Annotated in this window: 17 protein-coding genes and 2 pseudogenes; 12 read left to right on the forward strand and 7 right to left on the reverse strand. The window is 68.9% G+C overall.

The genetic code is table 11. The annotated features are described in order from the left end of the window. Positions 1–474: 474 nt before the first annotated feature. Positions 475–1,092, forward strand: coding sequence for a DUF2889 domain-containing protein (locus E0504_RS53110; protein WP_243657957.1), 618 nt, complete (start codon positions 475–477; stop codon positions 1,090–1,092). A gap of 123 nt (positions 1,093–1,215) precedes the next feature. Next, positions 1,216–2,278: pseudogene (locus E0504_RS46985) on the forward strand (integrase core domain-containing protein). Positions 2,279–2,415: 137 nt separating this feature from the next. Here E0504_RS46985 and E0504_RS46990 read toward each other — a convergent pair. Together E0504_RS46990 and E0504_RS46995 are read right to left on the reverse strand one after the other, a co-directional pair. Then, positions 2,416–3,270, reverse strand: coding sequence for an SAM-dependent methyltransferase (locus E0504_RS46990; protein WP_112104652.1), 855 nt, complete (start codon positions 3,268–3,270; stop codon positions 2,416–2,418). 175 nt (positions 3,271–3,445) lie between these two features. Further along, positions 3,446–3,937: a YceI family protein gene (locus E0504_RS46995; protein WP_243657958.1), complete on the reverse strand. Its 492-nt coding sequence runs from the start codon at positions 3,935–3,937 to the stop codon at positions 3,446–3,448. Positions 3,938–4,075: 138 nt separating this feature from the next. On the opposite strand from E0504_RS46995, the gene E0504_RS53115 reads away from it, so the two are divergent. The 5 genes from E0504_RS53115 to E0504_RS47010 all read left to right on the forward strand — a co-directional run bounded on the left by E0504_RS53115 (position 4,076) and on the right by E0504_RS47010 (position 6,934). After that, positions 4,076–4,327, forward strand: coding sequence for a hypothetical protein (locus tag E0504_RS53115; protein WP_165938856.1), 252 nt, complete (start codon positions 4,076–4,078; stop codon positions 4,325–4,327). A gap of 44 nt (positions 4,328–4,371) precedes the next feature. Further along, positions 4,372–4,527: a hypothetical protein gene (locus tag E0504_RS54785; RefSeq protein ID WP_373694016.1), complete on the forward strand. Its 156-nt coding sequence runs from the start codon at positions 4,372–4,374 to the stop codon at positions 4,525–4,527. A 40-nt stretch (positions 4,528–4,567) separates the two neighbouring features. Next, positions 4,568–5,062, forward strand: coding sequence for a transposase (locus tag E0504_RS50995; RefSeq protein WP_235013562.1), 495 nt, complete (start codon positions 4,568–4,570; stop codon positions 5,060–5,062). Between the two features lie 304 nt (positions 5,063–5,366). Then, positions 5,367–5,924: a DUF5994 family protein gene (locus E0504_RS47005; RefSeq protein WP_112104656.1), complete on the forward strand. Its 558-nt coding sequence runs from the start codon at positions 5,367–5,369 to the stop codon at positions 5,922–5,924. Beyond that, positions 5,921–6,934 carry a glycosyltransferase family 4 protein gene (locus E0504_RS47010; RefSeq protein WP_071059648.1) on the forward strand — a complete coding sequence of 338 codons (1,014 nt, stop codon included), beginning with the start codon at positions 5,921–5,923 and terminating at the stop codon, positions 6,932–6,934. The genes E0504_RS47005 and E0504_RS47010 overlap by 4 nt, the downstream gene beginning before the upstream one ends. Positions 6,935–6,956: 22 nt before the next feature. On the opposite strand, the gene E0504_RS47015 is transcribed toward E0504_RS47010, so the two are convergent. The 5 genes from E0504_RS47015 to E0504_RS47035 all read right to left on the reverse strand — a co-directional run bounded on the left by E0504_RS47015 (position 6,957) and on the right by E0504_RS47035 (position 12,607). Further along, positions 6,957–8,477 carry a glycoside hydrolase family 130 protein gene (locus tag E0504_RS47015; protein ID WP_235013563.1) on the reverse strand — a complete coding sequence of 507 codons (1,521 nt, stop codon included), beginning with the start codon at positions 8,475–8,477 and terminating at the stop codon, positions 6,957–6,959. Then, positions 8,474–9,490, reverse strand: a complete 1,017-nt coding sequence (locus tag E0504_RS47020; protein WP_112104658.1) for a glycosyltransferase — start codon at positions 9,488–9,490, stop codon at positions 8,474–8,476. The genes E0504_RS47015 and E0504_RS47020 overlap by 4 nt, the downstream gene beginning before the upstream one ends. Continuing rightward, entirely contained in the window at positions 9,487–10,701 is a 1,215-nt protein-coding gene (locus tag E0504_RS47025) for a glycosyltransferase (protein WP_112104653.1), read from the reverse strand. Before E0504_RS47025 ends, E0504_RS47020 begins: the two co-directional genes overlap by 4 nt. Positions 10,702–10,993: 292 nt before the next feature. After that, positions 10,994–12,289 carry a PP2C family protein-serine/threonine phosphatase gene (locus E0504_RS47030; protein ID WP_112104654.1) on the reverse strand — a complete coding sequence of 432 codons (1,296 nt, stop codon included), beginning with the start codon at positions 12,287–12,289 and terminating at the stop codon, positions 10,994–10,996. Positions 12,290–12,388: 99 nt separating this feature from the next. Continuing rightward, the gene (locus E0504_RS47035; protein ID WP_112104655.1) at positions 12,389–12,607 is read right to left on the reverse strand and encodes a hypothetical protein; all 219 of its coding nucleotides are present in this window, start codon (positions 12,605–12,607) and stop codon (positions 12,389–12,391) included. A gap of 431 nt (positions 12,608–13,038) precedes the next feature. Between E0504_RS47035 and E0504_RS53125 the strand changes: the two are divergent. The 5 genes and pseudogenes from E0504_RS53125 (at position 13,039) to E0504_RS47070 (ending at position 20,077) form a co-directional block, all read left to right on the forward strand. Next, positions 13,039–14,105, forward strand: a pseudogene (locus E0504_RS53125) (integrase core domain-containing protein). A gap of 980 nt (positions 14,106–15,085) precedes the next feature. Next, positions 15,086–16,102, forward strand: a complete 1,017-nt coding sequence (locus E0504_RS47055; RefSeq protein WP_200835511.1) for a polyprenyl synthetase family protein — start codon at positions 15,086–15,088, stop codon at positions 16,100–16,102. Between the two features lie 125 nt (positions 16,103–16,227). Continuing rightward, entirely contained in the window at positions 16,228–17,652 is a 1,425-nt protein-coding gene (locus tag E0504_RS47060) for a cytochrome P450 (RefSeq protein WP_112109226.1), read from the forward strand. Positions 17,653–17,657: 5 nt separating this feature from the next. Then, positions 17,658–18,728, forward strand: a complete 1,071-nt coding sequence (locus E0504_RS47065) for a terpene synthase (protein WP_112109227.1) — start codon at positions 17,658–17,660, stop codon at positions 18,726–18,728. Between the two features lie 29 nt (positions 18,729–18,757). Further along, positions 18,758–20,077, forward strand: coding sequence for a cytochrome P450 (locus tag E0504_RS47070; RefSeq protein WP_160144377.1), 1,320 nt, complete (start codon positions 18,758–18,760; stop codon positions 20,075–20,077). Positions 20,078–20,227: the final 150 nt, after the last annotated feature.

The raw sequence follows: 20,227 nt of genomic DNA on the forward strand, positions 1-20,227 counted from the left end.
CGCCACACAAGACACGCTCTTAACCACACCGAGGCGGTACGACAGCTGCGGGGGCACCCCCGGCGATGGAGGCTCCATGAGCACGCAGGACGCACGCCCGGCATCCGCCACGCCGACGCGTAGGCGGGGCTCGGTACGACGGACCACGACCCACGACTCGCTGCGGCCGGGCGGGCTACTCGGACCGGTCACCGTCATGGCGCGCGGTCGTGACCTGCGCACCGCGCCCGACGGCGGAAGTACCGTTCTCGGCACGGCACGCCTTGACCTGGAGGTGGGCTACCCGCAGCGGCTCGTACGGCGGATCGCCGGTGACCCGTCTCACCCGGGTCTGACGGCGCTCGCGGGGGTAGCGGTGTCTGCCGGTTTCCGGCAGGCCGTCGACGCCGCGATGCCGGGCGAGCGGACGTCGCGGTCGGTGCGGTTCCAGCTCCTCGACGATCTACCGACGGCACTGCTCGTAGTGGTTACGCGGTGCAGGCCGCCGGCGCGCACCGCTCTCGTCCCAAGCTCACGCTGCAGTATCCGGACCTCTGCGCCGGCTGGGTGGCCGGAGGCACGCTCGTGTCCGGATTCGCCGGGACCGGTAAGATCCCGGTCCACGTCGGTCCGCATGCGCCGTCGGTCGACTCCGACGACCCGCTCGGCTGGCACACCTTCGACCTGCTCCCTCCGCACGGTATGCGCCGTCGTCGCCGGCTCGACGTCTGGAGGGAAGGCGAGATCGCCGCGGTGGAGTGTTTCTTCCGCGACAGTCACGTGGATGACGACGGCGTCGAGACAATCGTGCACGAGTACACGGTCCATGCCACTGGCGATCCAGCGACACGGCGGTTCCTGTCGTGCGAAGCGGACATCGGTGCCCTCCCGTGGCCGGAGTGCCCCGCAGCGGCGGCCAGCGCCACCCGCCTGGCGGGCGAGGCGGCCGAGGGCCTGCGCGGCCGGGTACGCGACACCTTTGTCGGCCCGTCCACCTGCACGCACCTCAACGACACCCTGCGCTCGCTCGAGGACGTCATGGCCCTGCTGGAACGAGTGGACGACGCGCAGGAGCAGGTCCGCACCCGACCGACAGGTGGCCTCGCCAGCTGACGCCGCCACGGGTCAGACCCGGACAGACGGATCATCCAAAGCTCCTGTGGGGTGCCAGAAGTCGGCCTGGGCCCGTGAGCTGGGCTGATGCGGCGGAGCGGACTGTCGGCATGATGGTCAGTTATGTCCATCCGCCTGCTCTATCTGATCTTCGTGCGGGTGTGTGGCTGGCTGGTTCTCCTCGGCCGCTCGTCGGCGTCCAAGGACATCGAGCTGCTGGTGCTGCGACATGAGGTCGCGGTGCTGCGCCGTACCCAGCCGAAGCCCCGGTGGGACTGGGCGGACCGGGCGGTGCCCGCCGCACTGATCCGACTCCTGCCCAGGGCGCTGCGGGCGCACCGGCTGGTCACTCCCGGCACCGTTCTGCGGTGGCACCGCCGCCTGGTCACACGGAAATGGACCCACCCGCAGCGGACCGGACGGCCACCGATCAGCCCGGAGATCGCCACGCTGATCAAGCGGCTCGCGACCGAGAACACGACATGGGGCTACCAGCGGATCCAGGGCGAGGTCCTCACACTCGGCCACCGGGTCAGCGCGTCCACGATCCGCCGGGTCCTGACATCCCTGGGGCTGCCCCCGGCACCGACACGGCAGACCGACACCACATGGCGACAGTTCCTGCGCACGCAGGCAGCGACGATGCTGGCCGTGGACTTCTTCCACGTGGACTGCGCGGTGACGCTGCGGCGTCTGTACTGCTTCTTCGTCATAGAGGTCGGCTCCCGCACCCTCCACATCCTCGGGGTCGCCGCTCACCCGGACGGACCGTGGACCACCCAGCAGATCCGCAACCTCCTCATGGACCTCTGCGACCGGATGGCCGACTTCCAGTTTCTGGTTCGTGACCGCGCCGGCCAGTTCACCGCCTCCTTCGACGCGGTCCTCGCCGACGCCGGCATCACCACCGTCAAGATCCCACCCCGAACGCCCCGGGCGAACGCCTACACCGAACGGTTCGTCCGCACAGTCCGGACCGAAGTCACCGACCGGATGCTGATCTTCGGCGAACGGCATCTGCGCACCGTTCTGGCCGAGTACGCCGCCCTCTACAACGGACGGCGACCCCACCGCAGCCGCGCCCTTCAACCGCCCCGGCCCGACCATCCCGTCGCCGACCTGACGAAGCGTCAAGCGCCAACCCGTCCTCGGCGGCCTGATCAACGAATACGAACGAGCCGCCTAAAACCCCAGGTCACCACCGGTGACCGAGTTCGGGCACCCCACAGGCTCTGACTGTGAGCTCTCGTGAACAGAGCCACGACGGCCTGTCTCGACCAGCCTGCTATCCGCACGAACACCAGGTCCGGTCGGTCGCCCCTGTCAGGCCTTGCGTCCCATCCCCGCACCGATGATCTTAGCGGCGAGGGTGAGCGGGTTCGGCACGTCGTCGCCGGGGTCGGGCCGCCACAACGGGTTGTACACGACACCCGGCTCCAGCAGCTCCAAGCCGTCGAAATACGTCCTGATCTCCTCGAAGGAGCGGAAGCGGCCCGTGCCGAGGTCTCCGAGCATGACCTTCTCGATCTCCGCGGTCTCGGCCCCGCCGTCGACGAAGTGGGTGAGGAAGACGTAGCTGCCCGGGGGCAGGACGTCGACGTACCGCCGGACCAGGCCACCCGGGTCCTCGTCATCGTTGAGGTGGTGGATGATCGCCACCAGCAGAAGCCCGACCGGCTGGTCGAAATCGATCAGGGCCAGAAGATCCGGATCGGCGAGCACGGAATCCGGCTCCCGCATGTCGGCAGTGATGACCGTGGTCCGGTCGTTCTCCGCCAGCAGCGCCCGACCGTGCGCCAGGACGATCGGATCGTTGTCGACGTAGACCACCGTGGACTCCGGGGCGATCGCCTGCGCCACCTGATGGGTGTTCTGCACCGTCGGCAGCCCGGCCCCGAGGTCGACGAACTGTCGGATACCCGCGTTCGTCATGTGGCGCACGCCTCGGCCGAGCACCGCCCGGTTGTAGAGCGGCACCTGCGCCCCGTTCGGGGTGAGCGCCATCAGCGTGTCGGCGATGGCCCGGTCCGCGGGGAAGTTGTCCTTGCCTCCGAGCAGGGCGTCGTAGACGCGGGCGACGCTCGGCTTGGTGGTGTCGATGTCGGCGGGCATCACCCGTCCGAGGGCATCAACGACGAGTGGCACCGAGGGCGGGTAGTGCGGGCTCTGATCGGACACGGCATCCTAAAGCGGCGAGTAGAGGCGCAAGGGGAACTACTCAGACCATATCCGGCCAGACACGGTCTGCACACAGATCGGCTGGCTTCGCCGTGCTGTCCCTCCGCGCAACGCAACTGACCGGCAGCGCCGCCGCCCGGGCGGCGAGGACGGCGGGGGCGTGCGGCTGGGAGAACTATTCGGTCGGTTTGTCGCGCGCGAACCGCAGGGAGACTTCCATGATCCCGTTGTCCTCGGTCGAGATTCCCGGGATGCTGGGGTTCGGGATGTTGTAGTCGGCGAAGGTCACCGGGATCTGGCCGACGACCTGGATCTGGTCGCCGGAGCGGCGGGCCTGCAGATCCATCGTGACGGGGTGCGGGGTGCCGTGCATCGTCAGTGTCCCGGTGGCCTTGTACGTGCGGGTCTCCTCGCCGGGCGGCACGGAGCCCAGGTCGATCGGTTCGGTCAGCGTGAACTGGGACGTCGGATAGGTCTCGACATCCATGATCCGGCCACGGAACTGGTTGTCGCGGCGGTCCTCGTCGCTGGCCACCGAGACCATCTGCACCTCGAACTGAGCCTCGGTGACGTCGGTGTCCGCGATGGTCATCGACCCGGAGACGTCCGAGGTGCGTGTGGGTGCCTGAAACTCGTCCGTGAGCCCTGAGCAGGGGTTTTGGCTCACTCGACGATCCCACCCGATGATCGATAGGCCTTCCGTCGAAGGCGATCGGACACCTGTACCTCTGCCTGTCGTCCAGCCGTGCTCTGCCGGCCATCAGGTGCTGTTGACCGGGACACCACCGTGTGGATGATCCTGGCCATGGCGGTTCGGCTGATCTACCTCGTCTTCTGTCGGCTGGTCGGCTGGCTGGGGTTGGTGGCCCGCAGCTCGGCGACGAAAGACGCCGAGATCCTTGTGCTCCGCCACGAACTCACCGTGCTACGCCGCCAGGTGTCCCGGCCCCGGTTCTGCTGGGCCGACCGCGCGACCCTCGCCGGGCTGGCACGGCTGCCCCCGCGCGCCTCATCGCCGATCCTGCTGGTCCGCCCTGAACGGAGATCCGCCAGCTGATCCTCCGCCTCGCCAAGGAGAACCCCCGCTGGGGCTACCGCCGCATCCACGGCGAACTCGTCCAACCCGGCTATCAGGTAGGCGCCAGTACCGTCTGGACGATCCTGCGCTCCGCCCACGTCGATCCCGCACCCCGCCGCTCCGGCCCCACCTGGCGACAGTTCCTGCACACCCAAGCCCACGCCCATCCTCGCCTGTGACTTCTTCACCGTCGACACCGTCCTGCTGAGCAAGCTGTACGTGCTGTTCTTCATCGAAGTCGAATCCCGCCGGGTGCATCTCGCCGGTGTGACCCGCCACCCGACGAACAGCCGGGTCACGCAGCAAGCCCGCAACCTGCCCATGACCACAGGCGAGTGGGCGGAACGGTTCCGGTTCCTCATCCGTGACCGCGACACGACGTTCACCGCCGCCTTCGACACCGTCTTCACCACCGACAACATCGATATCGTGCGGACACCCGTACGGACCCCGGTCGCGAACGCTTTCGCGGAACGCCGGGTCGGCACCGTCCGCCGCGAATGCCTCGACCACCTCCTCATCCTCGGCGAACGACACACCACCGCCGTCCTCACCGACTACGTCGACCACTACAACCACCACCGACCCCACCGGTCACTCCAACAACAGGCACCGCTCAGCACCGGCACCAGCCCACCGCCCGAACCCGACACCTCGGCCGTCCGACATGATCGACTCGGCGGGCTCATCCACGAATACCGGCAGACCGCATGACCCGACCCCAGTTTCCGGCACCCACACGTCGATGCGGGCTTTGCTGACTGTCGGCCACCGTGTCCGAAAACAGACCGCCGAGCTCCTTCCGGCGAGCCGATTTCGTCGGTGCGGAGTCGACTCTCGGCGTCGTCCTCACGATTTCTCGGACCCGGCATCTCGACCGAGTCGATCAAATGTGCGGATCTGCGTTGCCGTGGTACGGTCGAGATCAGGCCGGTCATTTACGAATGTCGCCGCTCGAGCGATGTCGTCACCGGTCGTGGCCGGCCGGCGTCTTCATCGCCGGGGTTAGGTGGCCGTCATGGCGGCAGGCCAGATGATTTCTTTCCTCGATCGTGCCGATTTCGCGCGTTTTGACGACGACGGCGGCGCACCAACCCGGCTTCGCGTGGCCTCGGCGGACGCCTGTCCCGAAGCTCCCACCGGTGACCGTGGGCTACGGCTTTCCCTCGCTCCCGCCGGCGGCCGCGGTTCCTTTGACGGAGTCTGGTGGCCACACGGCCGGCGGCTGGACCGTGAGGCTCCAGCGCTCGTCGCGGCGCTGTCCGCCGCCGGTCACCCGATCAGTCGACTGTCGGTCAACGGTGACATCTGGACCGGTATCCCCCGCCGGTTCCCCCAGTCGACCCGCCCACCGGTGCGGATCAGCTGGTTCCGCACCCTCGATCCGCACACGGTCACCCTGGACGGCGGCAACCGCCCCAGGTTCTTTCTCCTCGTGATCCCGCCCGACACGGCCGCGGACGTGGCAGCCGATGTCCTCCGGATGGCCGCGGCCGGCGGACTGTCCGGGCCGTCCGGCCAGATCCTGCGCCACGCGGGCGCCGTGCCGCTCGGCGCCCGGTCCGGAGCGCCGTGAGGATCGCGATACTCGCGCCGGTCGCGTGGCGCACTCCGCCCCGGCACTACGGCCCCTGGGAGCAGGTCGCCAGCACCATCGCGGAGGGCCTGCTCGGGCACGGGGTGGACGTGACGCTGTTCGCGACGCTGGATTCGGTGACGGGCGGCGAGCTGGACGGCGTGTGCCCGCACGGGTACGCCGAGGACCCGTCCCTCGACGGCCGGGTATGGGAGGCCCTCCACGTGGCCCACGCGCTGGCCCGCTCCAGCGAGTTCGACCTCGTGCACAACCATCTCGACTGGCTGCCCCTCGCGTTCGCGCCGAGCTTCCAGGCCCCCATGGTCACGACGATCCACGGTTTCTCCGATCCGCGGATCGTCCCCGCCTACGCGCGGGCGGCCTCGGCATACGTGTCGATCTCGGACGCCGACCGCAGCCCCGAGCTGAAGTACGTCTCGACTGTTCACCACGGCGTCGACCTGGACGAGCTCCCGTTCTCGGCAGCGGGCGGAGACGACCTGGTCGTGCTCGGCCGGGTCCATCCCGACAAGGGCACCGCGGTCGCCGTCGATATCGCCCGCCACGCGGGGCGGCGCCTGGTGATCTGCGGAATCGTCCAGGACGAGCGGTACTTCGCCGAGCAGGTGCTCCCGCACGTCGACGGGGACCGGGTCCGTTACCTCGGCTCGGTAGGACCGGCCCAGCGGGCCGAGGTCCTGGGCTCAGCCGCGGCGCTGTTGCATCCGATCGCGTTCGATGAGCCGTTCGGGCTGGCCGTCGTCGAGGCGATGGCCTGCGGCACGCCGGTCGTCGCCTACCCACGCGGAGCGATGCCGGAGGTGGTCGACGAGGGGGTGACCGGCTTCCTGGTGGACGGGCCGGTGGCCGCGGCGGTTGCCGTGGATCGCGCCGCAGCCCTTGACCGCGCCGCCTGCCGGGCCATGGCACGGCGGAGGTTCTCCACCGCGCGCATGGTCGCCGACTATCTCGCCGTCTACGCGAGCGTTCTCGCCGACCCTGTCTTCTGATCCCGCCGCCCCCGCGGGCTGGTCACCCGGCGGGAACCATGCGTGCGAGGAGCCGGTCGACGGGCACGCTGGCCATCCCGATCCGGGTGTCGCCGATCCCGTACGGCAGCCACAGCAGACCGTGGTGGATCAGGCTGCCGCAGGAGTAGACGACGTTGGGGACATAGCCCGCGCTCTCCTGCCCGGTCGGGGCGAGCAGTGGTTCGGGCAGCGCCGCGACCACCCTTCCCGGGTCCTCGAGATCAAGCAGGATCGCGCCGATGGTGTACGTCCGCATCGGCCCGACGCCGTGGGTGAGCGTGAGCCAGCCCGCGGACGTCTCGACCGGGGAGCCGCAGTTGCCCACCTGGAGCAGTTCGAAGGCGACCCGTGGTCCGTGGAGCGGACGCGCCGGCCCCCACACCTGGCCGTCGTCCGATGCGGTCAGGCCGGTGGACTCGCCGTCGGAGCGACAGAGCGCGAGGTGGCGACCGTCGACCAGCCGGGGGAACAGCGCCATGCCCTTGTTACGGGCGGCCGGGCCGGTGAGCGGTGCGGTGGTGAAGGCCCGCAGGTCGGGGCTGGTGAGTAGGCGCGGGGAGATGTCCGTGCCGTCGAAGGCGGTGTAGGTGGCCCGGTAGTCCGCGGTCCCGTCCGGCGCGGTGAACCGGACGAATCGCGCGTCCTCCATGCCGTTGCTCTCGCTGGTGACGGTGGGCCACAGCACCCGTTGTGGCAGGGCGCTGTCGGGTGGGAACTCGACCCGCCGCAATGATCCGGCGATCGAGCGGATCCCGGCGAGGATCCCGGGTGCCTGGGGGCGGCGGAGCAGGTCGGGGGGAACCGCGGCGAAGGCACGGGAGAGATCGGGGTCGGGTTCACTGCCGGGCCGCCGTGGGTCCAGGCTCTGGAGGACGGCACGGGTGACCTCGTCGTCGAGCCCGTGTTCGGTGAGCACGGCGCGCAGCCGGGCGGCCTCCCACTCGACGGGTACGGCGACGCCGGTGGTGAGTGGGCCGGTCCGCGGCTCCAGGCGCACCGCCGGGCCCGGACCGATCACTGCGACGGCGAAGCCGATCGAGGACAGATGGCCCTCCCCGACGGCGCGCAGGCTCAACGCCAGTCGCAGCGTGCCGGACGGCAGCCCGGTCTGGTCGGGGTGCGGCACCGCCGAGGGGTTGGTGACGGCCGCGCCCTCCACCGCGTACTCGGCGGTGAAGCACGCGCCGAGCAGCAGGGTGCGCGCCGCGGAGAGCTCCGTGGGTACCAGCACCCGGGGAGCCACCACCGCGGCGTGCCGCGCGAGGATGCCCCGGTAATCCCGGTGGCGCGGCTCGAACCGTTCGAGGAGGTCGGCGACCAGGCTGTCGACCTCCCGCTCGGGCAGGGCGAGCGCCCGGGCCACGATGCCGGCGGCCCGGGAGTGCGGCTGGCTGCCCTCCTCACCGGGCAGGAAGAGCTTCGCGATGACCCGGTCGCTGTTCGGGGAGAGCCCCAGCGGGTGCCGCGTGACCAGGTCGTTCCGGGCCGACCCGGCAGCTGTGGTCCGGGTGCTGCCGATCAAGGCGTCGATGCCAGGAGGCGGCGGGCATGCTGGGTCGTGGAGAGCAGGGCGAGCGTCGATTCGGCGCCCTGGTTGAGGTTGCGGCCGCCGGGCTCGAGGCCGTCGTAACAGCCGCCGGTGTCGGGGTTGAGTAACGCCATCGAGCTGTCGTTGTCCCCGAGGAACCACCCGTGGGCGCGGCCGAGGCCGGTCAGCCACCTTTTCCGTCCGGTCGCCGCGTGGGCGCGGGCGCAGGCGTCCGCGATCGCCGCGGCCTCGATGGGCTGCTGGTCGAAACCGGGCCCGGGATCTCCCCCCGGCCGGCGACCGCCGACCGGGGTCGGTGACAGGTTCCCGTCACGGGTCTCCACCTGGAGCAGCCACGCCAACAGCCGCAGACCGTCCGCGAGCACCACCTTGTCGGGCAGGCACATGCCGGCGAGGATCAGTGCCTCCGGGACGGCCCCGTTGGCGTAGCGCAGGGTGGGCTCCGGCCACGGCCAGCCCGGGTTGGCGCCGACCGGTCCGATCACCTCGACGGCGGCGGTGAGCAGCGCGCGCGCCGGCTCGTCGTCCGGATGGGCGAGCAGCACCTCTCCGGCACCGAGCGCCGCGAACGTCATGGCCCGCGGCCAGGGCGAGCGGCGCCCCGCACTGGCTAGGAAGCCGGCCCGCGCCGAGGCCCGCAATCGCCGCGTCGGCGCGGAGGCGGCCGCGGTGCCCAGCCCCCACAGCGCCCGGCCCCAGCAGTCACCGAGGCCGGGATCGTCCCGCCACCGCCCGTCGCTGTCCCGCCGGTTGCGGACGGCGCCGTCCACCGCCTGCGCGGCCAGCACGAAGGCGAGGTAGCGCTCCAACAGCCGCACCAGGTCCACCCCGGGCGACGGCTCGCGGGTGAGGACGACCAGGCCGCGCGCGACGTCGTCCACGCAGTAGCCGTGCTCCCGGCGTGGCACCGAACCGAGGGCGTGCTCGAACAGTCCGATGCCGTCGGTGAGCCGGAACAGGTGATCGAACGAGATCGCGGAGCTCACCGGGCCACCGGCACGGGCGCGGTCGACAGCCGGCTCCCGGTGCGGGCGACCAGTCCGGCGGCCAGCCGCCGGTAGCGGCCGGCGACCGCCGGCCACAGCAGGTCGGGGGCCTGCGCGGCTGCGGCGCTGGCCAGGCCGGCGCTCACCGTCTCGTCTGTCGTTATGCGGCGCACCGCGGCAGCGATGGCCGCCGGGTCCCGGTGCGGCACGAGCAGTCCGCTGCCGTCGCCGAGGAGCTCGACCGCGTGCGGGAACCGGGTGGCGACGATCGGCCGCAGCGCGGCGACCGCCTCGATGAGGACACCGGAGGTCACCTGGTCGACCGAGTCGTACGGCAACAGGACGACGTCGGCCCGGCGCACGAGCCCCGCGAGGGACACCGGATCCAGGTAGCGATCATCGAAGCTGACCGAGCCGGTCAGGCCGAGGCCGCGGATCCGGGCGGCCAGCCCCTCCCGGTACGCCTCGCCCTCCCTGGCGAGGACCTTCGGATGGGTCTGGCCCGCGATGACGTAGTGCGGGGCGGGATCGAGGTCGGCGAGGTCCGCCATCGCGGCGATGCCCCACTCGATGCCCTTCCCGGGCCCGATCAGACCCCAGGTGAGGATGATCGGCCCGCCGCTGTGCTCCTTGGGCGCCCGGCGGTTGTCCGCCGCGCCGTGCGGGATGACCACCACCCGTCGTGGATGGACCTGGAAACCCTCGACGAGCCGGACCCGCGCGGTCTCGGTCATCACGACCAACGCGTCCGCCGACGCGACCACGGACTCCAGGACGTGCCGCTGGTGCGGGGTCGGTTTCACCAGCACGGTGTGCAGGACGACGATAACCGGAACGTCGAGAGCGTCGAGCACCGCGAGCACCTCGTCGCCGTCCGGACCTCCGTACACGCCGTACTCGTGCTGCACCACGGCGACGTCGAAGCCGTTCAGCAGCCGTGCCGCCGCACGCGGACCGCCCGGCGTGCCGGCGACGAGATCTCCGACCAGAACCGGCCGGCTGGTCCGACCGGATCGACCCGGTGGTCGGGTTAGCGGTGCGGCCGGCTCGGCTGTGGCACCGGCTCGGTCGGTGGCGTCCAGGAGGCGCACCACCCCACTGGACGCACCGGGCGTTGGACTGTTCAGCTCGTCGAACAGGGCGGCAGCGAAGGTCGCGAGACCGCACTGGGTGGGCGGATAGGTGCTGAGGAAGCCATAACGCAGGGGCACGAGCTGATTCCTCCCAGGCTTGAGCCGTGTGGAGGAGTGCCGGCCGCCAGCGGGGCCCAAAACGAACATGATGATCGGGTCATGACCCGGGCACCCGTCGCGCCGGAGGTTGACACTCAACCTTGTCGAGTGTTAACCCACTTATAGTCTTCAGGAATATCGAAAGCAACCGGGGAACCGGCCGGCACCACTCGCTGTCGAGTCTGGACACTTTCGGCGGCCCGTCGTCCGCCGCCCTGGCCGGGGCCCTTCACCCGGTCGGCGTGCCACGGCGCGTGAACGGCCGCCGTGGTCACCGCCGGGCCCGCAGCCTCGAACGGACCGTTTTCATCGCCACGGACGAGATATCCGGGAAGTGGATTGCGAGGATGGCAATATCGTCCTGGGGCGGCCCGTCGGCAAAATCAAGCACCGCCGCCTCGATCGTCGCGGTGAGTCGGCCGGCGGCCGGATCAGTGGCCGCGAGCAGCGTCCGCAGCCGATCATCGCCGTACTGGTCGTTCCCACGGCGGGCCTCGGTGACGCCGTCCGTGTAGAGCAGGATGGTGTCACCGGGACCGAATCTCGGCCGGCTGGTGGTGAGCTCCGGGTCCTCGAAGACGCCGAGCACCAGGCCGTGGGAGCCGATGGGGGTCACCGTGCCGTCGCGCCCGCGGAGCAGAACCGGAGTGTGCCCGGCTGAACAGAGGGCCAGGGTCCGATTTCGCCGGGACCGGTCCACGGCCATGTATGCGACGGTGAGGAACCGCTCACTGTCGGGATGCTGGGTGAGTAGTGCCCGGTTGAGCTGGTTCAGAATGGCGGCCGGATCACGGGTGCGACTCGCCGCCGCCCGGATGGTGTAGTGCGCCAGCGCGGTCACCTTGGCCGCCTCGACACCCTTGCCGGCAACATCGCCCAGAACCACGCCGAAACTGGTACGACCGGTCTGGAAAACGTCGAAGAAATCGCCCAGGACCTCGGCGCCTTCGCCCGCCGGGCGGTAGCGGGCCGAGACCTCCAGGCCGGGGATCTCCGGAACCTCCGGGGGGAGGAGACTCTGCTGGAGAGTCCGGGCCAGGGCGGTCGCTGCCGCCGCCACGTGACGCAGCGCGATCTCGCTCGAAACGGCCTGGGCGAGGGTCTCCAGCAGTTCGAGGTCGCGGGCCGTCCAGAGCCGGGGGCGGACGTCGGCCGCCCCGAAGGCACCGAGCGTGCGGCCGCTCGGATCGCTGAGCGGGAAGCTGGCCCATGCCCTGATACCGGCCGACTGGACGAACGAATCACCCCGGACGCGATCGTCGCGGCCGGCGTCGGGCACGACCAGCGGCCGACCCGTGCCGATCGCCAGGCGGCAGAGGCTGTCTGCCGCTGCGATCTGCCGACCGGTGAGGTCGCCCGCCGCCGTACCCGCACGGGACTTCCAGTAGGAACGCCCGTCGTCCATCGCCATGACGAAGGCGAACGGGGCGCCGAGCATGACTGCCGCCAGGCGGGTCAGCCGGTCGAAGGGCTCCTCCGGCTCGGCGCGGAGCAACACCGAGGCGGCCTGGTCGGAGCCCGCGTCACGTGCCGGCCCGGTCCCTTCCGGCGCCGACGCATTGTCCACCTCGCAAGCCTAACCGCACTAACCGCACGATTCTGCTCCGCGGCAAAAGCCGGTGGCTCGTGGCCTACACCAGCTGCCGCAAACCGTCCGTCAGCCGCATCAGGCACCGCACCGTGCCACCTCCGTGCCGTCGCCGACGACCGTCGGCCGGGAGGACTGGGCGGACCGGCGCCGCCGGGTGATCTCCTCGACGTTGCGGTGTGGACGTCCTTGCCGCGCGGCTGCCTGGCCATCGTCGAAACTCTGCCGGATCACGTCGAGAGTCAGGTTTCGATCAGTGTCGTTCAGGCCCGTGGTCAGAGCCTCGAAAATCGTCACATCGTTGCTTCCAGCTCATGACGCACTATCCAGTCGTATGGGTGCCTGCCCAATTTTCCGGACAGCAACCCAATTTCCGCATGTTCACCGGTCTGGTGACGAACCGCACCCGTGGCAGGGCAGACTCGGATGCGCCGGTTCGCGCGGCCGGGCCATGACACTGGTCGAGATCTCGGGGAGAAGACGTTCCATGATCCGCTCGCGGGGCTGACGAATGGGCGGGCTTCGTGCGTAGGCGGAGGTCGCGCAGCAGGCAGACCTCGGAGAGATGGTGGATCAGCTCGCGGTGGATGTGCAGCACCAGATCGGCCATCGGAGCATCGGGAAGGGCTCCGTCGCGCCGATCAGGACCCTGTGGGGTGCCAGAAGTCGGCTTGGGCCTGTGACCTGGGATGATGCGGCGGAGCGGGCTGCCGGCATGATGGTCAGCTATGTCCATCCGCCTGCTCTATCTGATCTTCGTTCGGGTGTGCGGCTGGCTGGTCCTCTTCGGTCGTTCGTCGGCGTCGAAGGACATCGAGCTGCTCGTGTTGCGGCACGAGGTCGCGGTGCTGCGCCGTACCCAGCCCAAGCCGCGGTGGGACTAGGCAGACCGGGCGGTGCTCGCCGCACTGATCCGACTCCTGCCCAAGACGTTGCGAGCCCACCGGTTGATCACCCCGGGCACCGTCCTGCGGTGGCACCACCGTCTGATCACAAAGACGTGGACCTACTCGCGGCGGAGGGGCCGACCTTCGGTCAGCACGGAGATCGCCATCCTCATCGAGCGGCTCGCGACCGAGAACACGACATGGGACTACCGGCGGATCCAAGGGGAGCTCCTCACACTCGCCCACCAGGTCAGCGCGTCCACGATCCGCCGGATCCTGAAGACCCTCGGTCTGCCGCCGGCGCCCCAGCGGCAGACCGACACGACGTGGCGGCAATTCCTGCGCACCCAGGCCTCGACCATGATGACAGTCGATTTCTTCCATGTGGACTGCGCCGTGACACTGCGGCGCCCGTACTGCTTCTTCGTCCTGGAAGTCGGCTCCCGCACCGTCCACATCCTCGGGGTCGCCGCTCACCCGGACGGACCGTGGACCACCCAACAAGCCCGGAACCTCCTCATGGACCTCGGCGACCGGATGGCCGACTTCCAGTTTCTGGTTCGTGACCGCGCCGGCCAGTTCACCGCCTCCTTCGACGCGGTCCTCGCCGACGCCGGCATCACCACCGTCAAGATCCCACCCCGGACGCCGCGAGCGAACGCCTACGCAGAACGGTTCGTCCGCACCGTCCGGACCGAAGTCACCGACCGGATGCTGATCTTCGGCGAACGGCATCTGCGCACCGTTCTGGCCGAGTACACCGCCCTCTACAACGGACGGCGACCCCACCGCAGCCGCGCCCTTCAACCGCCCCGGCCCGACCATCCCGTCGCCGACCTGACGAAGGAACGGATCTGTGCCAACCCGTCCTCGACGGCTTGATCAACGAGTACGAACGGGCCGCCTAAAACCCCAGGTCAGGGCCGGTGACCGAGTTCTGGCGCCCCACACGACCGGATCCACATCGGCACCTTCACCGGCCCCACCGGCACCTTCCAGCAGGTCACCGAACTGACCAAGCCCGCCCGCAACCTGCTTGCGGCCCTGAACATCGACCCGTCACGGACGATCAACCAGCTCAGCACACCAGAACCCTGACCAGACCCGCCCCGGATCTCACTGAAGCCTAGAGAAACGGCCCGCAGCGGCACATCGGCATGTCCGCCCAGGTCACAGCCATGATCGCTACTCTAGCCGAACCGAATTACGCGGAACCCAAGACAGTGGGCACCCCAAAAATCCCGCCGGTTACATACGCGATCTACCGGCTACCAAAAGCCCAGGTCACGAGGCGTTGTCTGGGAGCCGATCAAAAGAACGCCGGGCCATCCCGCCGGATTGCGCGTCGGCCGGACTTGACACCCTCCCGACCCGTAACTACGGTAAGCACTTATTGAACGTCACGTCTCACATAACGCACAGGAGATGATCCTGGTCTCCAGTCATCACGCTCGGGTGGACGTCGTTGCCGACGGCCAGACACGGGTGGATCGTCGTCGCCGCCGTCGCGAAAACAACTAGCCCCACCGTTTTCGTGGGTGAGGTCTTGTCCCGTCGCTGACGGCCCGCCGTGCTCGAAACGAAAGTCGGTTCCCCGGGCGTCCGAGGTCAGCCGTCTGAGGACAAGAATCCACCGCGCCCCGACGACCGATGCGGCTCGCCTTTCTGGAGGGAGTCGTACGTGGAAGCTGTGCGCGGCCGTGAGACCAACCGTCCAGCTTGCTGAGCCGGAAGAGGCACACCTGGAATCAGCAGATCGTTCGGTCGGGCCCCGCGCTCACACGTGGGGCGGCCGCCTGCCCGCCCGCTGCAGGGGAGTGGAGCCGTAGTGACCAGCGAAGCACCGATCCAAGCCGCGCCCTTTCCCGGCCCGCGAAGGCGCCAGAGCGTGACGCAGTTGTTCACCGAGGCAAGGGCGCGCGTGGAATCAGCGCACCGGGCCGTGATCGAGGTGTTGCCGGCCGAGATCCGGCACGTGGCGGGTTACCACATCGGCTGGTGGGACGCCGCCGGCCGGCCCGCCGACCGCATGGGCAAGGCGGTGCGTCCCACCTTGACGCTCGCGAGTGCCCGCGCCGCCGGGCCAATCTCGAACGCCGCGGAGGCGGGCCGCGCGGCGGTGGCGGCGGCCGTGGCGGTGGAGCTTGTGCACGACTTCTCGCTGCTGCACGACGACGTGATGGACAAAGACCTCAGCCGGCGCCATCGAACGTCTGCCTGGGCGGTGTTCGGCACGTCTCGGGCGATCCTGGTCGGCGACGTGCTCCTGGCTGCTGCCCTGCAGGTGATGGCGGCCGACGGTACGGCCGGCGCACGGGGCATGGCCGTGCTGACCGCGGCCGTGCAGGACCTGGCCGCCGGCCAGTCGGCCGATCTGACGTTTGGCGAGCGCGGGGAGGTGTCCCTGCTCGAGTGTCTGGCCATGGCCGAGGGGAAGACCGGCGCCCTGCTGGGGGCGGCCTGCCAGCTCGGGGCGATGGCAGCTGGCGCCAATGACGATGTCGCCGCCTGCTACCGCGACTTTGGGCGCCAACTCGGCCTGGCCTTCCAGCTGGTCGATGACGCCCTGGGAATCTGGGGCGATCCGAAGGTGACCGGCAAACCGGTCGGCTCCGATCTGCGCGCCCGCAAGAAATCCCTTCCCGTCGTCGCTGCCCTCGCCTCAGGCACGGCCGCCGGCAAACATTTGGCCTGGCTGTACCGGCGGGAGGAGGCGCTGGACCAGCAGGCTGTCGCCCACGCCACACGCCTGATCGAGCAGGCCGGTGGCCGGGACTGGACGGCCGCCGAAACGCGGCGCCGGACCGAGGCGGCGCTGGCCGCACTGGAGCGGGCCGCACCGGATCCGGCCGCCGAAAGCGATCTGCGGACCCTGGCCATCTTGATGACCAGCCGGGACCACTGACATTCGCGCTCGGCCGCGCCATTTGCTGGACCGTCCACGGACCGCCTCAGTCGCCGCCATCGTCCACGCATTCGCCACTGTCGACCCATCGGTCGACGAAGCCCCCAACACGCGGAGGTACGTCCGTGAACGACCTCGGTTCCGTCCCGCTGGCACCCGGCGCGTGGCCAGCGCTCGGTCACCTGGCCGTATTGGCCCGCGACCCGCTGGCGTTCTTGTCATCACTGCCGGCGCACGGCGACCTGTTGCGGATTCGGCTGGGCCCGGTGTCGGCCGTGGTGGTATGCGACCCCGAGCTGACCCGCACAGTCCTGATCGAGGACCGGACCTTTGACAAGGGCGGCCCGTTGTTCGACCGGGCTCGGGAAATCGCGGGCAACGGCCTGGTCACCTGCCTGCACGACGAACATCGTCGCCAGCGGCGGCTGGCTCAGCCGGCTTTTCACCGGTCCCGCCTTCCCGGCTATGCGGACGTCATGACCGATAAGATTATCCAGACGACCGGTCGCTGGCGCGAAGGCCAAATCGTCGATGTACCGGCCGCGATGATGGACATCACCGCCACCGTGACGATGTCCACGCTGTTCTCGGCCAAACTTGCCGGTCAGATTCACAGCGAAATGCTCGAGGACGTCAGGACCATCATCGACAATATTCTGTGGCGCATGATCATGCCACCGCCGCTGGACCGGCTTCCCACCCGCGGTAACATCGGCTACTGGCGGTCCCGGAACCGGCTGCGCCGCACCATCGACGCCCTGATCGCCGAACGCCGCGCCGACGGCACGGATCACGGGGATCTGTTGTCCGCGCTGCTCGCCGCCCGCGACGTCGAGAACAGCAGCGAGGGCCTCACCGACGCAGAAGTCAGCAACATGCTCATCACCTTCAGCATCGGCGGGATAGAAACCACCGCCACCACACTGGCCTGGGCCCTGCATCTGATCAGTCAGAACCCACTGGCCGAGAAACGTCTGCACGACGAGGTGGACACCGTACTCGCCGGCCGGCCCGCCAGGTATCCCGACGTACCGAAACTCGAATACACCCAGCGGGTCATCACCGAGACGCTTCGCCTGTTCTCGCCCATTCAGCTCATCACCCGTAGGGTCACGACCGACACCCGGCTCGGCGGCCACGTCCTGCCAGCCGGGACCCCGGTCGTTTACAGCCCGCATGTGATCCACCACCGCGCCGACTTCTATCCCGATCCCGAAGCCTTTGACCCGGACCGATGGAGCCCGCTCGCGACCCCGCCGCCGCCGAACACCTACATCCCGTTCGGAGGAGGCGCCCGGAAATGCATCGGCGACACCTTCGGCGTCATCGAGGCGACGCTTGCGCTGGCCACCATCGCCACCCGGTGGCGCCTGAGCGGTGAACCCGGCCAGGTTGTCCGCCCCGCCCGGGCCGTCGCCCCGCGGCCACACAAGCTGCGTATGCGCACGACCTCCCGAGTCCCCGGCCGAGCCGTGGGGCGACGCGGTGGCGCGCCTGGTCCCGTAGAACCCGCAGAACCGTCATCGCGAATGCCAGCCAGAGGAGATTGATCGACGTGCCCGCCGCCGTCAGGCCGACCATCAATTTCGATTTTCCCTTTCCACACGCGCTCAGCCCGGACCACGCCGCCGCTTCCGCCGAGTGCGCCCGATGGGCGCGGGAGATGGGCTTGGTCACCTCCGATTTCGCCATGGAGCGGCTCGCTCAGTGGAACCTCGGCCGCATGCTCGCCAACTGCGTGCCCACGGCCCGCGGTGATGCACTCGACGTCATCACCAAATGGAACGCGTGGGGATTCCTGTACGACGACCAGTTCAACGGCCCGCTCGGCACCCGTCTGGATCTCGCGGTACGGGTCACCGAAAGAATGATCGCGGCCCTGCACGGTGAGACGAGCCCCGGTCATTCCGCCGAGCGCGCGCTGACCGACATCCTGGACGAGCTGGCGCGACGCCGATCCCGGACATGGATGGCGCGATTCCGCGACCACAATCAGCAGTTCCTGGTCAGCCTACTGCGTGAGGTTACCTTTCGCGTGGACCGCCGTCCGGTCAGCCACCGCCAGGCCCTGGAGTTGCGTCGCGGCGCCGTCGCGATGGAGCCCCTCATCGACCTGATCGAGGTCGCCGAGGACTGCGAGATACCAGGTTCGCTGATCGCGACGCCGCAACTACAGGAGATGCGACGCATCGTCGGAGATCTCGCCATCTACCAGAACGACTTCTTCTCTCTACCCAAGGACCGCCGCCAGCCGGAAGTCAACACCATCATCGCTCTGGAGCAGGAGGGCCTCACCAAGCAGCAGGCGCTGGCCCGGATCGAGACGACCGTCAACGAGGAGGTCACGCGGTTCCTGCGGGTCAAGAAGGAACTACCTCCCCTGAGCCGGACGTTCGGCCTCACCGCTCCCGACATCGCGCGTCTCGACCGCCACGTGCACTGCCTGGAGCTCATGATTCACGGGGTGCTCTACGTCCATCTGGAATCGCTCCGCTACGCGGATCAGGAGGCCCACACGGCCCCTCTGGCCGGTACCGGGTACCTCGAGAACCTCGGCATGGACTCCACCGTCGTTCTCTCGGCCGACGTCTTCCGGCCTACATCCGCCGAGGGAATCGAAGTCTGATGGCCACGACCACCGGGAAGGTTCCACCGATGGCCCCGGGAGCCGTACCGGTTCTCGGGCACATCCCTCTCGTTCTTCGCTCGCGATTCGATTTTATAGACGCGGCGCGAGTCGCCGGGCCGGTGTGCCGGGTCAGGGTCGGCCCGGCGACCGCCTACTTCGTCAACGACCACGACCTGCTCGTCCAGATTCTTCTCAGCGACGCCCACGACTTCGTTCGAGGCGTGCAGTTCAAGAAGATGCGGAGCATGTTCGGGGACGGTATTGTCACCACCTCCGGCGATCTGCACCGGAGGCAGCGTCGTACCATGCTTCCGTCATTCACCCAACGGCGGCTCGCGCTCCATCTGCCCGTCATGCGTCGGATCATGGCCAGGTTCGTCGCATCTATTCCACCGAACGAGCCCTACGACCTGATGGGCCCGTCGACGAGTCTCGGGTGCGAGATCGTGGCCGCGACGCTCTTCGGCGAGGAGTGCCCGCCCGAGATACTGGACCTCGTCAGTGAAGCTATTCCGGTCTTCGGCGACAACGCCGGGATGCAGACCCTCGACGTGACCGGCGTCTACCGGTACCTGCCGACCAGCGCCAATCGGAAATTCCGTCGGATGCTGGCGGATTTTGACCGATACATCTATTCCGTCATCGATCGCAGGATGCGTTCCGGGGCGGGCGACGAGGATCTGCTCGACGTACTTATTAATACGACCGATGCGGAGACCAAGAGAAAATTTACTCGGACCGAGGTTCGCGACCAGGCCCTGACAATCCTGCTGGCAGCGACGGAGACCACCGCGAACACCATCAGCTGGGCCTGCTACGAACTGGCCCGGCACCCGCGGGTGTTTGCCGCGTGCCGGGCCGAGGTGGACGCACTGGCTGACGGTCGCGACTGGGACGAGATCGAGGTCGGGCGGTCAGATCTCGGCACCATCAGGCGAGTTCTGTTCGAGGCACTGCGAATGTACCCGTCGTCGTACCTGCTCTCCAGGCAGGCTGCCCGGGACACGACGCTGGGCGGCTATGCCATCCCGGGCGGGGCCATCCTGCTGTACTCACACTACGGCCTGCATCGCGACGAACGCCTGTTCAGCCACGCCGACGAGTTCGATCCGGACCGATGGCTGGAGACCAACCAGTCCGAAGTGACTACCGCGGCTTTCATGCCCTTCGGGCACGGCGCATACCGGTGCCTCGGCGAGAATCTCGCCGTCATCGAGTCAACATACTGTCTCGCCATGATGGCCGGTCGATGGAATTTCACGCTGGATGATCATTGCACTCCGCACATGAAAGCGACTCTGGCGCTCTCGCCCGAGGACCTGAGATTTGTGTTCTCGAAGCGCTGACCCGCCAGGTCCCTGTCAGAGATGGAGAAGGACTCTGTTGCATTGGCTAAGCGCGTATCCAGAGGTTCTGCGCGTAACCCGGGGTGAGGTTGCCGGGGTGGAGGGGTGGCGACACCGTGTGGGGCTCCCAGGGAGTTGCCGGAAAATAAC

The organism is Parafrankia sp. BMG5.11, from assembly GCF_004337455.1.